This window comes from Pseudarthrobacter sp. rb (genome assembly GCF_056389225.1).
The window spans coordinates 174,543-188,662 of record NZ_JBWJAR010000008.1; the positions used below are offsets into that span (position 1 = coordinate 174,543).

Below are 14,120 nucleotides of genomic sequence, written 5' to 3' on the forward strand. Positions count from 1 at the left end.
GGCTGGGTGAGGCTCAAGTGCCCACCAGCCGCCGGACGGCGGCCGCGATGGCCTTGGGGTCGGGGTCTTCATCCCGGCGCACGGTGAGCAGGTGCAGCAGTACCCCGTCGCCGTAGTCCGCCACATCCCGTGCCCGCGCCCGCGCGTCCGGCACTCCCAGCCCGGCAAGGGCCTGTTCCAGGCCTCCCACCAGTTGGAAGTGACCGGCCGTCACGGAGTCCGGCTTGTCCAGGGAAAGTGCCAGCCGGGCCCGGGTCAGGCCGGCGTGCCGGCCGGCAAGCATCACCACCATGGAGGCGAGCTGGCCTGCCAGTTCACCCACGTCCTTGGGCGGACCGGCAGGCCCCCGTTCCCGGAGGAGGGCGGCGTCCAGTTCCAGAAGCCGGTCCAGGGCGGCGTCAACCAGGGCTGCGCGGTTCCGGTAGTAGTTGGACGTGGTGCCTTCCGAGAGGCCTGCGGCGGTGTCCACGGCCCGGTGGGTGAGCCCCTTCATGCCCTTGTCCGCCACCACGGCCAGGGCGGCATCGAGCAACTGGGTACGTCGGTCCGGCATGCGTTCAGTGTAATCGGGCCCCTTCCGGTTCACTACAAAAGTAGTAAAATGGGGCGCATGGAAACGATCACGATCGTTGGCGGCGGCATCGCCGGACTGGCCCTTGCGGCAGCCCTGGACCCCAACCGCTTCCGCGTGACGGTGCACGAGAAACGGCCGGAACTGCCCACCGTCGGCAACGCCCTCGGCATGTGGCCCAACGCCCAACGCGCCCTGGCCCGGCTGGGAATACTGGACCAGGCGCGGGCCGTGAGCCCGGTGCTGGGGAGCGGATCGGTCCGGAACGCCCAGGGTGAACCGTGGATCACCGTCGATGCCGGGGAGATGTTCGGCATTTCCCGGATCGACCTGGTCCGGCTGTTGGATGGCGCCGTGCCCGCCGCCGTTCGCCGGATCACCGACACCGTGCAGTCAGTCCCCGCGGACGGCAGCCTGGTCGTGGGCGCCGATGGCGTCCACAGCATGGTTCGCCGTGCGGGATGGGGCAGCGCCACCGTGGCCCGCCTGACGCCTTACCTTGCCCTCCGGGGAACCCTCCCGACGCCGGTCGCTCCGGACGAGGTGGGCGAGTACTGGGGCCGCGGCGACCTGTTCGGCATGGCCGCCGCCCGGGGCGGGTCCTTCTGGTACGCCAGTTACCGGTCAGGACTGGGCCCCTACGGAATCGATGTTCCGTCAGCCCTGGAACAGGCCCGGGAGCGCTTTGCGGACCACGCACCTGCTATCCGTCGCGCCCTCGCCACAGCCACGCCGGAGGAATGCCTCGTCCAGCGCCTGTGGACAGTGCCGCATCTGCGCTCCTACGTCAGCGGCCGGATGGTGCTCATCGGCGATGCCGCGCACGCCATGATGCCCACCCTTGGCCGCGGCGCCTGCGAATCGCTGGTGGACGCCGTGACACTGGCCGACCTCCTCAACAACGCGCCTGACGGCCAGGACCAGGACCAGGCGCTGAGTGCCTACAACCGGCAGCGGAGGCTCCGCACCCGCGCCGTGAGCGTGGCCTCCTCGGCACTCGGACGAGTCGCCCTGGCAGACCGTGCCCAGCCGCTGCGTGACCGCATGCTCAACCTGGCCCGACGGCGTAACGCACGGACCGCCGTCGGGAGCGGTTCGGGGAGATAGTCAGCGGACGGCAGCTGCCGGGCGCGTGGCGTCGTCCTCACCCGGCGCCTGGGCGGCGGGAAGTCCGGCGCCGGAGACCTGCGGGCCGGCCGGAGCTGCGGGCAGTTGCTTCCTGTTCTTCCGCCGCCCGGACCTGCCGTACACGAGATACATCGTCACCCCGGTGATGACCATGAGGAGCACCGTGTAGACGAAGGTGTTCGCGATCCCCTCGGTGCCTTCGGCCCCGTCGGTGTTGGCTTTGATCACCAGGCCCAGCGGCTGCACCAGCGGATGGGCCAGGAAGATCGCCGTGTCGTAGTCGTCCAGCAGGCTGTTGAAGTTCAGGGCCGTGATGGCTGCTGCCGCCGGGAGTACCAGCGGCAGGAGGATGCGCCGGAAGACATACAGCGTCTTGGCGCCCATGATGGCGGCGGCCTCTTCCAGGGAAGAGTTGACGGCGGCAAAGGACGCCTTGAGCATCCGGAGCGTGAACGGGATCTTTACCGTGACGAAGGCGATGAGCAGGATCACCGTTGTTCCGGTGAGGACGGCGCCGCCCACCAGGGGATTGGGGTGGTCGTAGCTGACGATCAGTCCCAGGGCCAGCAGCGCGGAGGGCAGGATCCACGGGATGTGCAGCAGGTACTCGAAGGCTGAGGCCACCCAGTTTTTGTACTTCTGCAGTAGCCGCGCCACGAAGAGCAGGCCGCCCACGGCGATGACCGCCGCCAGGGCGCTGTACACCACACTGACGATGAACGGCCGCAGCCCGGACTGTTGGGTGAGGACGCGGACGTAGTTGTCCAGCGTCAGGTTGGAAAACGAGAGCTGTCCGGTCTGGATGGCTGCGCCGTCGGCAAACGAATAAAGCACGATCAGCACCACGGGAAGCGTGTAGACGGCAAAGAGGAGATAGGCCACGGCGTGCACGGCCACGTTGGCCACGGGGTTGGCAATGTCCTGTTTCTGCAGCTCGGAAGACACCTTTGACACCGAAAAGTAGGTGCCGCCCTTCTCCAGCCGGGACATCACGGCGAGCATCACCATGGTGGCCAGGCCCAGGATCACGGCCAGCAGCGCCGCCAGGTCACGCGAGGTGGGGCTGTTGGTGAATGTCAGGATCATCGGTGTGATGGTCTGGAAATCGCGGCCGCCCAGCACCTGCGGGGCGCTCAGGGCGCCCAGGCCGGTGAGGAAGGACAGGATGGTGACGGCGAACAGCGTGGGCTTGAGCATCGGCAGGACGATGCGCCGCAGGATGGTCCATGTGGAGGCGCCAAGGTTCCGCGCGGCCTCGATGGTCTGGTAGTCGATGCCTTTGAGGGCATTGGCAACGAACAGCATGTGGTTGGTGGTGGTGGCAAAGGTCATGACCGCCAGCACGGCAAAGAACCCGGAAAACCAGCCGGGATCCATTCCGGGGAAAACCCGGACCAGCAGCGACGTGACGATGCCTTTGTCCCCGTAGATGAATTTGTACCCCGCCGCCAGCACGATGCCGCCATAGATGAAGGTGGAGGCATAGCCCAGGAACAGGATCCTCGAACCGCGGATCCTGAAGTAATGCGTCACCAGGACGATGAAGACGCCCACCAGGTTGACGGTGACGGACAGCGCCACGGCCAGCAGGAAGCTGTTGCCCAGTGCCTTCATGGCCCGCTGGGAAGAGAACAGCTTCTCCGCAGCGCGCCCCGAAAAGCTGCCGTCGGGGAAGAATGTGGCCATCAGGATGTTCACGTTGGGCCACACCAGGAACGCGGCTATGAACCAGGTGAGGATAACCCCCACCACCAGGACGAACGGGGAGCGGGCCATGCTGCGCACCGCGTTGGTGCTGCTCATGGCAGGGCGACCGCCTGGTCCTGTGCAAGGGCGGCGCCTGTTCCCGGATGGTACTGGAGGATGTGCCCGGGCTGGACGTAGACCGTTGTAGCCGTCCCGGCCTCAGGGTGTGCGGCGCCGTCTTCCCGGACCAGGAGGCGGATGTCCGCGCCATGGCTGCGGACCACATACCGGCTGTGCAGGCCGTGGTAGGTCCGGGAGACCACGGTGGCGGCAAGCCCGACGGCGGTGCCCCCGTCCGCGGGCCGGTCCAGGGAGGCCTTTTCCACGCGCAGGTAGGACTTGGCATCCGTGCTGAGGCCGGCACCGGAGAGCCGGTTGACCTCCGCCACGAAGTCCGGCGTCAGGGATGAGCTGTCACCAATGAAGTTGCAGACGAACTCCGTAGCGGCATGGTCGTAGATTTCCTGGGGCGTCCCAACCTGTTCCACCACCCCCTTGTTGAAGACCGCCACCCGGTCACTCATGGCAAGGGCCTCGTCCTGGTCGTGGGTGACGTACACGGTGGTGATGCCGAATTCGCTCTGCAGGTCCTTGAGCTGCTGGCGCAGCTGGTGCCGGAGCTTGGCGTCGAGGTTGGACAGTGGCTCGTCCAGCAGCAGGATCTTGGGCCGCAGCACCAGGGCGCGGGCAACAGCCACGCGCTGCTGCTGGCCGCCGGACAGCTCGGCCACGTTCTTCGCCAGCTGCTCGTCGCTGAGTTCCACGCGCCGTGCAATGTCCCGCACCAGGCGGTCGCTGTCGGCAGGTTTTTCCTTCCGGACCCGGAGCCCGAAGGCGATGTTCTCCCATACGCTCATGCTCGGGAACAGCGCATAGTTCTGGAACACCATGCCCACCTGCCGCTTGTCGCTTGGAAGGCGGGTCACGTCCTTCCCGTCCACCCGGACGGTACCCCTGGCCGGCTGGATGAAGCCGGCCAGGGTGCGCAGCGCCGTCGTCTTTCCACAGCCGGAGGGCCCCAGCAGGGTGAAGAATTCGCCCGGTTGGACATGCAGGTCCAGATGCGGAATGGCGGTGAAACCGCCAAAGGTAACTTCAATGTCTTCCAAGCGGATCATGGCAACCCTGTCTGATGGAACGCGGGAACGGCGGCTGGCAGTGCGGGGTTACGTCATGTACTCGAGTTCGATCTTCTCCACCCAGGCGCCCATGTTCTTCTGGACGAAGTCCCAGTCGATGTCCTGCTGCTTAAGGCCGGCAAAGAAGTCCACCACCTCGGGATTGGCCTTTGCCTGGGCGGCCTTGTTGACCGGCATGGAGTTGAACTTCTGCGCGAATTCACCCTGGACGTCTGCGCTGCCGAACCAGTCGATGAACTTCTGCGCCTGCTCCTTCTTCTTGGTTCCCTTCACCAGGGCGATCTGCTCCACGGCAAGGGGGACCCCCACAGAAGGGATGACCGTGTCCACGTTCACTTTGAAGGACTTTTCGCGGTCGGCAATGATCGAGGACGGCATCTGGCCCATGTCCACTTCGCCGGAGGCGATGCGGGCAAACAGGTCGGTTTTGGCCACTGCGGGGCTGCCGTTCTTGAAGTACTGCTCAACCTGCTTCCATCCGTCGTCGGAAATCCCCAGATCCCCGGAGTCGTCCCGGTACCGGGAGAGGATGCCGGCGAAGACCAGCTGCGCCGTGGCCGTGCCCAGGCCGGTGACCCGCTCGTAGCGGCTCTTGAACTCGTCCTTGGTCCACAAGTCCGTCCAGTCCTTTGGTGCGGCGTCCTTGCTGATCTTGTCCGAGTTGTAGCCCAGGAGGATCGCCTGCTTCACCAGGGGCCAGTAGGTCTCGCCGTCGCCCAGGCCCTTGTCCACATCGCCGGCCCATGCGGGCTGGTAGGCCTCCAGCGCGCCTTCGTTCTTGACCTGCGAGAAGTACATGTTGTTCAGGCCGAAGGCGACGTCGGCGATGGGGTTGTTCTTCTCCGCAATGAGCTTGTTGGTGGCATCGGCGCCCCCGGCCCCCACGATTTCGATCTTGAATCCGGCCTCGGCCGCCTTGGCGGCCAACCAGTCGCCCCGGCCTTCGCCGTTGGAGTTGGTGTAGATCACCAGGGTGTCCCCGGAGGCTCCTGCCGGAGCGCCGGAGGCCTCACCGGTCGAAGCCGGCGGGGTGGAAGCCCCGCCGCAGCCGGCGAGCAGGGTGGCGGCAACGGCGGCGGCAACCAAAGTCTTCAATGTACGCACGATCAGGACTCATTTCTGGACTGGAATCGGAGCATGTCCGCACAGCCTATAGCCGGGCATGACGAAAAACGGGCTGTTATAGCTATCGATTCGATAAACAACCCGGCTGCTCACTTTGGACCAGTTGGGGAAACGGCTGGGGCCCTCGGCGTAAACCCGGGGAAAACCTTTGTCGTGGGCGGCGTCAGTCCTTGACGGCGGTCCCGCTGAGGTGGTGGGTGGGGATCCTGTCCCTGTCGTAGGTGATTTCCGTGTAGCCGTGCGGCTCGGGCTTCCCGTCCTGGTTCAGGTTCACGAAAACGATCTCCTCGATGGTGAGGATGCTCTGCCGGGTGATCATGTTGCGGACCTCGGCACGCATCGTCAGCGAGGTCCGGCCAAACCGCGTGGCTGTCAGTCCCATTTCGATCAGGTCGCCCTGGACCGCGGAGCTGACGAAGTTGATCTCCGAAATGTACTTGGTGACTGCGCGGCCGTTTCCCAGCTGGAGGATGGCGTAGATGGCGGCTTCTTCGTCAATCCATTTCAGCAGGCTGCCGCCAAAGAGGGTCCCGTTGGCGTTGAGGTCCTCAGGCCGGACCCATTTGCGGGTCCGGAAGGTGATGTCTGCTGTTTCCATAGGCCGAGATTAGCCGAAGCTGCTGCCCGCGATCCGAGTGTGACGGAGCTGGTGCTAGGCCATGGCGGTCTGGGCGGCGCTGTGGGCGTTGATGCGCTTGGCGTAGCAGTGCGAGTGCTCCACGCCGATGTAGGGCCCGAAGTTCGGGATGGGGTCGAATCCGGAATTCTCGTAGAAGTTCCGGCCGTCAGGCTGGGCCGATCCGGCTTCGGCCTTGATCCTGGTGATGCCCTGGCTGAACGCTTCTGCTTCCAGTGCCGCGAGGATGGAGCTGGCGACGCCGGAGCCCCGGGTGTACGGCAGCACGTAGAGCCGCTTGATTTCGGCGGTTGTTCCATCCAGGAGCCGGAGCCCACCGCAGCCCACCGGTTGCCCCGATCCTTTGTCGTATGCCACCAGGAAGACAGCGCAGTCTGCGCCCGACGGCGGCGGCCCGGGCTCGTGGTCGGGCCGGCCAAAGCGGGCGTCGAGTTCGGCCTGCTGCGCGCGGCGAAGGTCCGCGCCAACGGGATTGGACCAGGAGACCTGCCGGATGTTGAGCCTGGGGTTGGTCTGCATATCTTCCTCGATTCGCCGGAGGGGTATGCCTGATAAGGCTAGGCGCGGGGAGTTACGCAGGTGTTTCCTCGCGGTTAGCACCTGGATAACGCCTCCGGCGGCCGGGAAAGGAAGTTACTTGGCGGTCTAGTTACCAGTTGGTCTAAAATGATGCCATGGCTTCTATGGGCAACGAGGGATCCGGCTACTGGTACGGACCCGACGGGCAACTGGACTACAGTGCGGCGGTACTAAAGGCCCTCCGGGACTACCGGGCGGCCGAGACCGAAATCCGCCGCAGCACCAGGGATTCCATGGGCATGGGCGAGACGGACATCCTTGCCCTGCGGTACCTGCTGAGGGTCCAGGCGTCCGGCAAGCAGGTTGTCCCCAAGGATCTCAGCCGGTTCCTCAATATTACTAGCGCTTCCACCACCTCGCTGATTGACCGCCTCGTAGCCAGCGGGCATGTCCGCCGGGAGGCGCACCCCTCCGACCGCCGCTCCGTGGTGGTGGTCCCCACCGGGGAGTCGGACAAGGAGGTCCGGGAGACCCTCGGTGCCATGCATCGCCGGATGATGGCGGTTGCTGAAGGCCTGACCGCAGAGGAGGCCCGGACTGTGGTCGACTTCCTCCAGCGCATGACCGAATCGCTCCAGGCGGGCGAAGGCGCGGAATCAAAAGTTCACTAGCCTGACTAGCTAGTTCGGCTAGTTATATGTAAGCTTACGATTGTTCCTGAAGTTGCTTCACAACGGAGTCGTGAGTGTGTTGGTTTCTTTCACCGAAGTTTCACCGCGTGAGCCCCGCATGGGTGCGACCATCCCGGATGGGCACCTGGACCTGACGCGATCCACCCTGGACGGCACCACAGCGCCGCAGGGAAAGACCGCTGTCCATTGCGGTTCACCGATGCAGCTGGTGACGCCGGCGCTCGGGTGGGAGCGCGCCAGCTACACCTTTGCCCCGACCGATGCCGGAAGCACCGAACTTCCGCCTGTGTGGCGTTGCGCCTGCGGGTTCCAGCTCGATGCATGGACGACTGATTCCAGCGGCGCACACCATACCGCAGCCTTTCCCGCATGAGTGCCGCGGGAACGGCAGCGCCGGCGCCCACGCATTCGTCGCTGAATGCCGCTGCGCCGCTGGCAGGCCGCTACCAGCTGAGGGAGCGCCTCGGCAGGGGAGCAGCTGCCGAAGTCTTTCGGGCGGTGGACCTGGAGGGCGGTCCGGAGGTGGCCGTGAAGATCGCGGCAGCCAGCGGCCGGAAGCAGCACCAGCGGATCCGGAACGAAGCTTCCGTCCTTGCCGGCCTCACCCACCCATCCATCGTGAAGCTGCTGGGCCAGGGCGTGGTGGGCGGCGGCGGGAGCCATGCGGGACGGCCCTATCTTGTGGAGGAGCTGGCCCTGGGGGCGACCCTGGCCGAAACCATCCGGCTGGAAAATCCCGCCCCCGCTGATGTGGCCCTCTGGGCCCGCGGCCTGTTCGGTGCGCTCGCGTACCTTCACTCCAACGGGCTGGTGCACCGTGACATCAAGCCCGCAAACCTGATGCTGAGCGGCCTGCGGAGAAGTCCGGTCCGGATCATCGATTTTGGGATTGCCACCGCAACCGGCTCGGCGCCCGAGCCAGGAATCTCGTCCGGCACAGTGCACTATATGAGCCCCGAGCAGGCATCCGGCGGGACAGCTGCGCCGTCCTGGGATGTGTACGCCATGGGGCTGGTCCTGCTGGAGCTCCTCACGGGCACCAAAGCGTTTCCCGGCACCGCCATCGAATCCCTCGTGGCCCGGACCCTGCGGTCCCCGGACATCCCCGGCCACCTTGGCGCCTGGGTTCCCCTGCTGCGGTCCGTTACGGCCATGGATCCCCGGGAACGGCCGACGGCGGCAGCTGCCGCAGCGATGGCAGCGCGGCTGATACCCGGGGTACCGTCCCGCAGTGAAGGCTTTCAAGGGGTCCGCGGGAGCAGGCCCGGCGGGATCGTCGCCCGTCCGTGTCCCGCGCAGCGGGCACTTCCCTCCCGGCGCCACCGGCAGCAGGCCTAGGGGGCGGCTACGTCCCGACCTGTCGGGTCCTCCGCGGTCGGGTCTGCCAGGGCAAGGCCGCCCACCGGGCTTCCGTCCCAGTGGATCAGGGTCCAGCCGGTCGTCAGGCTGCCCTCGAGCGCCACGATTCCGGTGTTGGCCAGGACATGGCGTGCAGCGAAGTCGTGGTCTGCACCCTCGGCCCGCAGCCCCGCCCAAGTACGGATGGCGGCGCCGTGGCTGACCACTGCAACGGTGCCGTGCTGCTCCCGTTCCGCCCGCCCGGCCACCAGTGCGATGGCAGCATCGAACCTGTCAAAGAAGGCGTATCCGTCGGGCCCCGCGGGCATGCGCCGGTCCAGGTCGCCGGCAGCCCAGGAGATCACGGTGCCCATGTAGCGCTTATGGGATTCGTGGTCTGTGAGCTTCTCCAGTGATCCGGCCTCGATTTCATGCAGCCCCTCGAGCACCTCAACGTCAAGGGTGTGCAGCCGTGCCAACGGTGCGGCCGTTATCTGGGTCCTGATCAACGTGGACGCGTACAGCGCCTCGATGCGTTCGTTGGCAAGCGCCCGCGCCATGGCTTCTGCCTGCCGTTCGCCAAGTTCGGTCAACCCGGGGCCGGGATGGTCGGTGTCCAACTGGCCCAGTACGTTGCCGGGGGTTTCGCCGTGGCGGATCAGGAGCAACTTCATGTTCCCAGTTTCCCACCCCTCGCTGGTTGCGGGCGCACAGCGGAACTGTCCGTCACGGTGCCGCTCCAAAACGAAGGCGCCGGGCCCACGTGAGCCCGGCGCCGCCGTCGTGCTTCCTGCCCTGCCAACAGGCCTGCCGGCGCAGTGCCTACTTCAGGTGGTCCACCAGCTGGTCCGCGATGCCGGTGTACCGACCGGGGGTGAGGGCCAGGAGGCGTGCCTCGGCCTCCGGGGAAAGGCCCAGGCCCTGCACGAATTCCTGCATGCGGGCGGCATCCACGCGCTGGCCGCGGGTGAGGTCCTTGAGGCGCTCGTAGGGGTTTTCCATGCCTTCGACGCCGGCGATTGCCTCGGCCCGCATCACCATCTGGATTGCCTCACCCAGGACCTCCCAGTTGGTGTCCAGGTCCGCTGCCAGGACGTCCTCGGCAACATCCAGGCGCTCCAGGCCCTTGGCCACGTTGGAGATGGCCAGGAGGGAGTGCCCGAATGCGACGCCAATGTTGCGCTGGCTGGAGGAGTCGGTGAGGTCGCGCTGCCAGCGCGAGGTCACCAGGGTGGCGGCCAGGGTGTCCAGCAGGCCGTTGGAGATCTCCAGGTTGGCCTCGGCGTTCTCGAAGCGGATGGGGTTGACCTTGTGCGGCATGGTGGACGAGCCGGTTGCCCCGGCCACCGGGATCTGCGCGAAGTAGCCAATGGAGATGTAGCTCCAGACGTCGGTGCAGACGTTGTGCAGGATGCGGTTGAAGCGGGCCACGTCGGCGTAGAGCTCGGCCTGCCAGTCGTGGCTTTCGATCTGCGTGGTGAGCGGGTTCCAGGTGAGGCCCAGGCCTTCGACGAACGACTTGGAGACCTGCTGCCAGTCGGCGCCCGGGACGGAGGCCACATGGGCGGCGTAGGTGCCGGTGGCACCGTTGATCTTGCCCAGGTACTCGGTCTTCGCGATCCGGTCCAGCTGGCGGGTCAGGCGGTGCGCGATGACGGCCAGTTCCTTGCCCAGCGTGGTGGGGGTGGCCGGCTGGCCATGGGTGCGGGACAGCATGGGAACCGCCCGGTTGTCCTCCGCCATCCTGCTGATCTGGGCCACCAGGGCCCGGGCTGCCGGGAGCCACACGTCCTCCACAGCGCCCTTGACGCCCAAAGCGTAGGAGAGGTTGTTGATGTCCTCGGAGGTGCAGCCGAAGTGGACCATGGCGGTCAGGTTTTCAATGCCGATTGCGGGGAGGCGGCGGCCGATGTAGTACTCCACAGCCTTCACGTCGTGCACGGTCACGGCTTCGATGTCGGCGAGCTCCTGCACCGACGCTGCATCGAATTCGGTGACGATGGCGCGGAGCCGGTCCTGCTGCCCGGCGCTCAGGGGTCCGGCGCCGGGAAGGACGTTGTTGCTGGTCAGGTGGATAAGCCACTCAACTTCCACGGCCACGCGGTCCCGGTTCAGGGCGGCCTCGGACAGGTAGTCCACGAGGGGCGCGACGGCGGACTGGTAACGGCCGTCCAGGGGTCCAAGAGCGATTTTTTCCGATGACGCGGCGAGGGCCAGGCGTCCTGAGGGCGTACGGGTATCAGCTGTGGCGGCAGTTTCAGGCATGTGCTGATTCTTTCATGAAGTCCGGCACCGCCTTAAGCGGATCGTTCACGTTACTTGTCCACATAGCCGACGGCGGCGCTTACGGGGGCAGCGGCGCGTGCCTAGCGTTGGGAGCGGCACGGTTGGGGCGGTTGTCCGGCCGGGGAGGCCGGGACGTAAGCCGGGCAGGAAGCTGGGACGGGGGGACGGTTTGATGGACGGGATATGGGGTGGCGGGCCGGGCATCAGCCTCGCAGTCCAGGAGGTGGGCAGGAAGGTGGCCCGGTCATCGGACCGGACTGAAGAGGTGCTGGCGGGATTCCACCAGATCCAGCTGGAGGACTGGCAGTCGCCGGCCGGACAGGCATACCGCGATTCCGTGAGCCTGCAGGCGGTGGCAGTACGGCGGGCCCTGGACCGGATCCGGGAGGCTTCTGCCGCAGTGGCCGTCCATGCCCGTGCAGCGTTGACAGCCGATTGTCCAGCTGACGGAGGGTTCTGATGGCGGACGCAACTCCCTCCGGATCAGGCGGCCCCCTTCATGTTTCGCCGCCTCCTCCGGACGGAATCCTGACAATATCCGGAGGCGTGGGTGGCATCACGGTGCAGCTGGAGGAACTGGAGGCGGGAGCCGTGAAGCTGGATGGGCTCGCCAGGGGGCTCACCGCCGTTGAGGCGGAGCTTTTTGGGGCCTGGCAGGAGCTTTGTCCCTACCAGGACCAACCCGGCGCCACAGGCTCCGCGGCGCTCATCGCGGTGGGGGAGGCGCGGGATGCGGTCCAGAAAGTCCGCCTGGAACTGCAGCGGATCAGTGGACAGGTGCGCAGCTGCAGGTGGGATTACGAAATGGCCGAATCCACTGCCCACATGCAGTGGATGCTGGGTCTGTCGGAACCGGGCGTGGAACTGCAGAAGCACGTGGATTTCTGGCGCACAGGCTTCCTGAACGGTGATGCCACTGAATCAGTGCTGGCGAATGCCGTTACGGTCCTTCCCGGGATCAAACCGGCGGTTGGCTGGCTGGTCCCGTCGCTGCGTTCGGGCCCTGTGACGGTCAGGCAGGAGGAGCGCCTGCGCATCGACCTCGACGCCACGCCCGCCGGGCTGCTTGAGCGGGTCAGGCTGATTGAGGAGCGCGGCAGCGGCTACATCGAAGTTATCGAGGTGGATACCGGCGGCGGAAAGGCCTACGTCGTGGTGGTTCCCGGGACACAGATGAACGACGCCGACCACGGCACCAATCCTTTCGATCTTTCCGGCATCGTCGACGGGATGGGCAGCAATTCGGAGCAGGTGAATGCCGCTGTCCTCCAGGCACTTCGGGCCGCCGGTGCGGAACCGGGAGCTGAGGTGGTGGCGGTGGGATACAGCCAGGGCGGCATCCATGCCATGAACCTGGCGGCGGATGAGGACGTCCTCAGGGAGTACCGCCTGAAGTACGTCCTGACGGCCGGATCTCCCGTTGCCCGCATCACGCCCGCGCCGGAGGTCAGCACTCTTCACCTGGAACACCGCACGGACTGGGTGCCGGGCACTGATGGGCTGCCGAACCGGGACGCCCGGAACCAGGTCACCGTGACCGTGACCAATGACCTGTACTTGCGCGGCGGAGAAGACGCCGGCCTGGGACCCGGGCACCGCCTGACCGGCTACGAGGAGGCGGCAGAGCTTGTGGGCGCCAGCAAGGATCCGTCGTTGGTCCAGTCCACCGCTGTACTGGGCGGGGTCCTGGGCGCCGGCGGGGCTGCCACTGCCACCCGTTTCTCCTTGTCGAAACCCCCGCCGCCCGCTCCACCCATGGACCGCAGGGATCCCTTTTCCGGGCGGCCGCAGCCGGGTGCCCGGTAGGTCTTGTTTGTCCCGGCTATCGCCGCCCTTACGCAATCTGGGCGGCGTGCAGTTCCACGTACCGGGTGGACCTGGGCTGTTCGGGTTGCGGGGCAGGTGGGGAGGGCTGCGGGGCAGGCTGTGGAGGGGACACTGGAACGGGCGTCGGAGTGGGTGGCGGAGCGGCGGCCGGGCACCGGTAGTTGTAGTCCAGGTTGTTCTCGGTGAACTGGGTTGTGGTGACGGTCCCGCCCGGTGTCAGGGGGTCGGACGCGCAATACTCTTTGGCGGACCAGGCCGAGTCGGGGCCGGCCAACCAGTTCCGGAGGGCGTACAGGTTGCTGCCAGGACTTACCCCGCCCACAATTTCGCCGAACTGGTAGGAAGTGGAATAGATGCCCACTTCCGCCCCGGTCCCCTGCAGGTAGGCGGTCATGCCTTCCAGCTCAGCTGCATTTGCTGCCTTGTCCCATAACCAGTTGTTTCCGGTTTCAACGTCCAGCCACCACATCCGGCGTGCCCCGCCGCCGTCCACTCCCTTCAGGATTGCGGCATCAGTGGCAGCCATGGCGTAGCCGTGAACGTAAGCGCAGGCCGGGGACGCGGTGCCGTCACACAATCCATACGGGTTGCTGACCGCGCCGCCCCCGTAGGTGTTGTCCGCCGGCCACCACAACCACTCCGCGGGCCCGGTCGCGGCGGTGTTCACATACACCGCCGCCGGCGTTCCTCCGGCCGACTCCGCGCTCTGGTCCGCCCACGCCAGCTGGGCATCCAGGCACGGGTTGACAGTGTCCGGGCGGCCGCCGTTCACGCCCACTATCGCGAATGCCGGGGGCGCCGGAAGATCAGCGCCGCACTGCGGCCAGGAGATGTCATTGCCCAAAGGGACCCCGCCCTGCAGGGCGGGGTCTGATTCTGCATGGGCGGGGCCGGCCTGCCATGTCATAAGCAGGCAGGCCGCGAGCACCAACCTTATGGGCTTCATTGTGGCCCCCGTTTTCCGGAACTGACAGCAACGGGCCTCTTTGGGCCCGGTTTGAAGCCTAAGCGGCTGGTCCCGTGGGGGTCATGGGTGGCAGGTACTGGAGTTTTTCCTGCTGTTCCGGGGAGCCGTACCTAATGGGTACCTGCTCTCCGCCGTCCTCCTACTT

15 protein-coding genes are annotated in these 14,120 nt (G+C 66.3%); 6 read left to right on the plus strand and 9 right to left on the minus strand.

The window, feature by feature from the left end; all coding sequences use genetic code 11:
* Positions 1-13: 13 nt before the first annotated feature.
* Positions 14-553, minus strand: coding sequence for a TetR/AcrR family transcriptional regulator (locus ACWRN3_RS12980; protein WP_476740865.1), 540 nt, complete (start codon positions 551-553; stop codon positions 14-16).
* A gap of 57 nt (positions 554-610) precedes the next feature.
* Between ACWRN3_RS12980 and ACWRN3_RS12985 the strand changes: the two genes are divergently transcribed.
* Positions 611-1,678, plus strand: coding sequence for an FAD-dependent monooxygenase (locus tag ACWRN3_RS12985; RefSeq protein WP_476740866.1), 1,068 nt, complete (start codon positions 611-613; stop codon positions 1,676-1,678).
* Here ACWRN3_RS12985 and ACWRN3_RS12990 read toward each other — a convergent pair whose 3' ends face one another.
* From ACWRN3_RS12990 to ACWRN3_RS13010, 5 genes are all read right to left on the minus strand, one after another.
* Complete coding sequence (locus tag ACWRN3_RS12990) at positions 1,679-3,502, minus strand: ABC transporter permease (protein ID WP_476740867.1); 1,824 nt, start codon at positions 3,500-3,502, stop codon at positions 1,679-1,681.
* The gene (locus ACWRN3_RS12995; RefSeq protein WP_476740868.1) at positions 3,499-4,563 is read right to left on the minus strand and encodes an ABC transporter ATP-binding protein; all 1,065 of its coding nucleotides are present in this window, start codon (positions 4,561-4,563) and stop codon (positions 3,499-3,501) included. Before ACWRN3_RS12995 ends, ACWRN3_RS12990 begins: the two co-directional genes overlap by 4 nt.
* 48 nt (positions 4,564-4,611) lie before the next feature.
* Positions 4,612-5,688 carry an extracellular solute-binding protein gene (locus ACWRN3_RS13000; protein ID WP_324643524.1) on the minus strand — a complete coding sequence of 359 codons (1,077 nt, stop codon included), beginning with the start codon at positions 5,686-5,688 and terminating at the stop codon, positions 4,612-4,614.
* A gap of 184 nt (positions 5,689-5,872) precedes the next feature.
* Complete coding sequence (locus tag ACWRN3_RS13005; protein WP_255173709.1) at positions 5,873-6,307, minus strand: acyl-CoA thioesterase; 435 nt, start codon at positions 6,305-6,307, stop codon at positions 5,873-5,875.
* A gap of 54 nt (positions 6,308-6,361) precedes the next feature.
* The gene (locus tag ACWRN3_RS13010) at positions 6,362-6,865 is read right to left on the minus strand and encodes a GNAT family N-acetyltransferase (protein ID WP_476740869.1); all 504 of its coding nucleotides are present in this window, start codon (positions 6,863-6,865) and stop codon (positions 6,362-6,364) included.
* A 155-nt stretch (positions 6,866-7,020) separates the two neighbouring features.
* Here ACWRN3_RS13010 and ACWRN3_RS13015 point away from each other — a divergent pair, with 155 nt between their 5' ends.
* The 3 genes from ACWRN3_RS13015 to ACWRN3_RS13025 all read left to right on the plus strand — a co-directional run bounded on the left by ACWRN3_RS13015 (position 7,021) and on the right by ACWRN3_RS13025 (position 8,895).
* Positions 7,021-7,536 (plus strand): MarR family winged helix-turn-helix transcriptional regulator, encoded by a 516-nt coding sequence (locus ACWRN3_RS13015; protein ID WP_476740870.1) that lies wholly within the window; start codon positions 7,021-7,023, stop codon positions 7,534-7,536.
* A 76-nt stretch (positions 7,537-7,612) separates the two neighbouring features.
* Complete coding sequence (locus ACWRN3_RS13020; RefSeq protein WP_476740871.1) at positions 7,613-7,930, plus strand: hypothetical protein; 318 nt, start codon at positions 7,613-7,615, stop codon at positions 7,928-7,930.
* Positions 7,927-8,895 (plus strand): serine/threonine-protein kinase, encoded by a 969-nt coding sequence (locus ACWRN3_RS13025; RefSeq protein WP_476740872.1) that lies wholly within the window; start codon positions 7,927-7,929, stop codon positions 8,893-8,895. Before ACWRN3_RS13020 ends, ACWRN3_RS13025 begins: the two co-directional genes overlap by 4 nt.
* On the opposite strand, the gene ACWRN3_RS13030 is transcribed toward ACWRN3_RS13025, so the two are convergent.
* Positions 8,892-9,569, minus strand: coding sequence for a histidine phosphatase family protein (locus ACWRN3_RS13030; protein WP_476740873.1), 678 nt, complete (start codon positions 9,567-9,569; stop codon positions 8,892-8,894). The two genes, ACWRN3_RS13025 and ACWRN3_RS13030, sit on opposite strands and share 4 nt — an antisense overlap.
* Positions 9,570-9,717: 148 nt before the next feature.
* Entirely contained in the window at positions 9,718-11,160 is a 1,443-nt protein-coding gene (purB, locus tag ACWRN3_RS13035; protein WP_476740874.1) for an adenylosuccinate lyase, read from the minus strand.
* Positions 11,161-11,353: 193 nt separating this feature from the next.
* Between purB and ACWRN3_RS13040 the strand changes: the two genes are divergently transcribed.
* Both ACWRN3_RS13040 and ACWRN3_RS13045 read left to right on the plus strand, forming a co-directional pair.
* Entirely contained in the window at positions 11,354-11,641 is a 288-nt protein-coding gene (locus ACWRN3_RS13040) for a hypothetical protein (RefSeq protein WP_476740875.1), read from the plus strand.
* A gap of 86 nt (positions 11,642-11,727) precedes the next feature.
* Positions 11,728-12,987: a hypothetical protein gene (locus ACWRN3_RS13045; RefSeq protein ID WP_476740876.1), complete on the plus strand. Its 1,260-nt coding sequence runs from the start codon at positions 11,728-11,730 to the stop codon at positions 12,985-12,987.
* A gap of 28 nt (positions 12,988-13,015) precedes the next feature.
* Here the strand turns inward: ACWRN3_RS13045 and ACWRN3_RS13050 are convergent, their stop codons facing one another.
* Positions 13,016-13,954, minus strand: coding sequence for a hypothetical protein (locus ACWRN3_RS13050; RefSeq protein ID WP_476740877.1), 939 nt, complete (start codon positions 13,952-13,954; stop codon positions 13,016-13,018).
* Between the last annotated feature and the right edge of the window lie 166 nt (positions 13,955-14,120).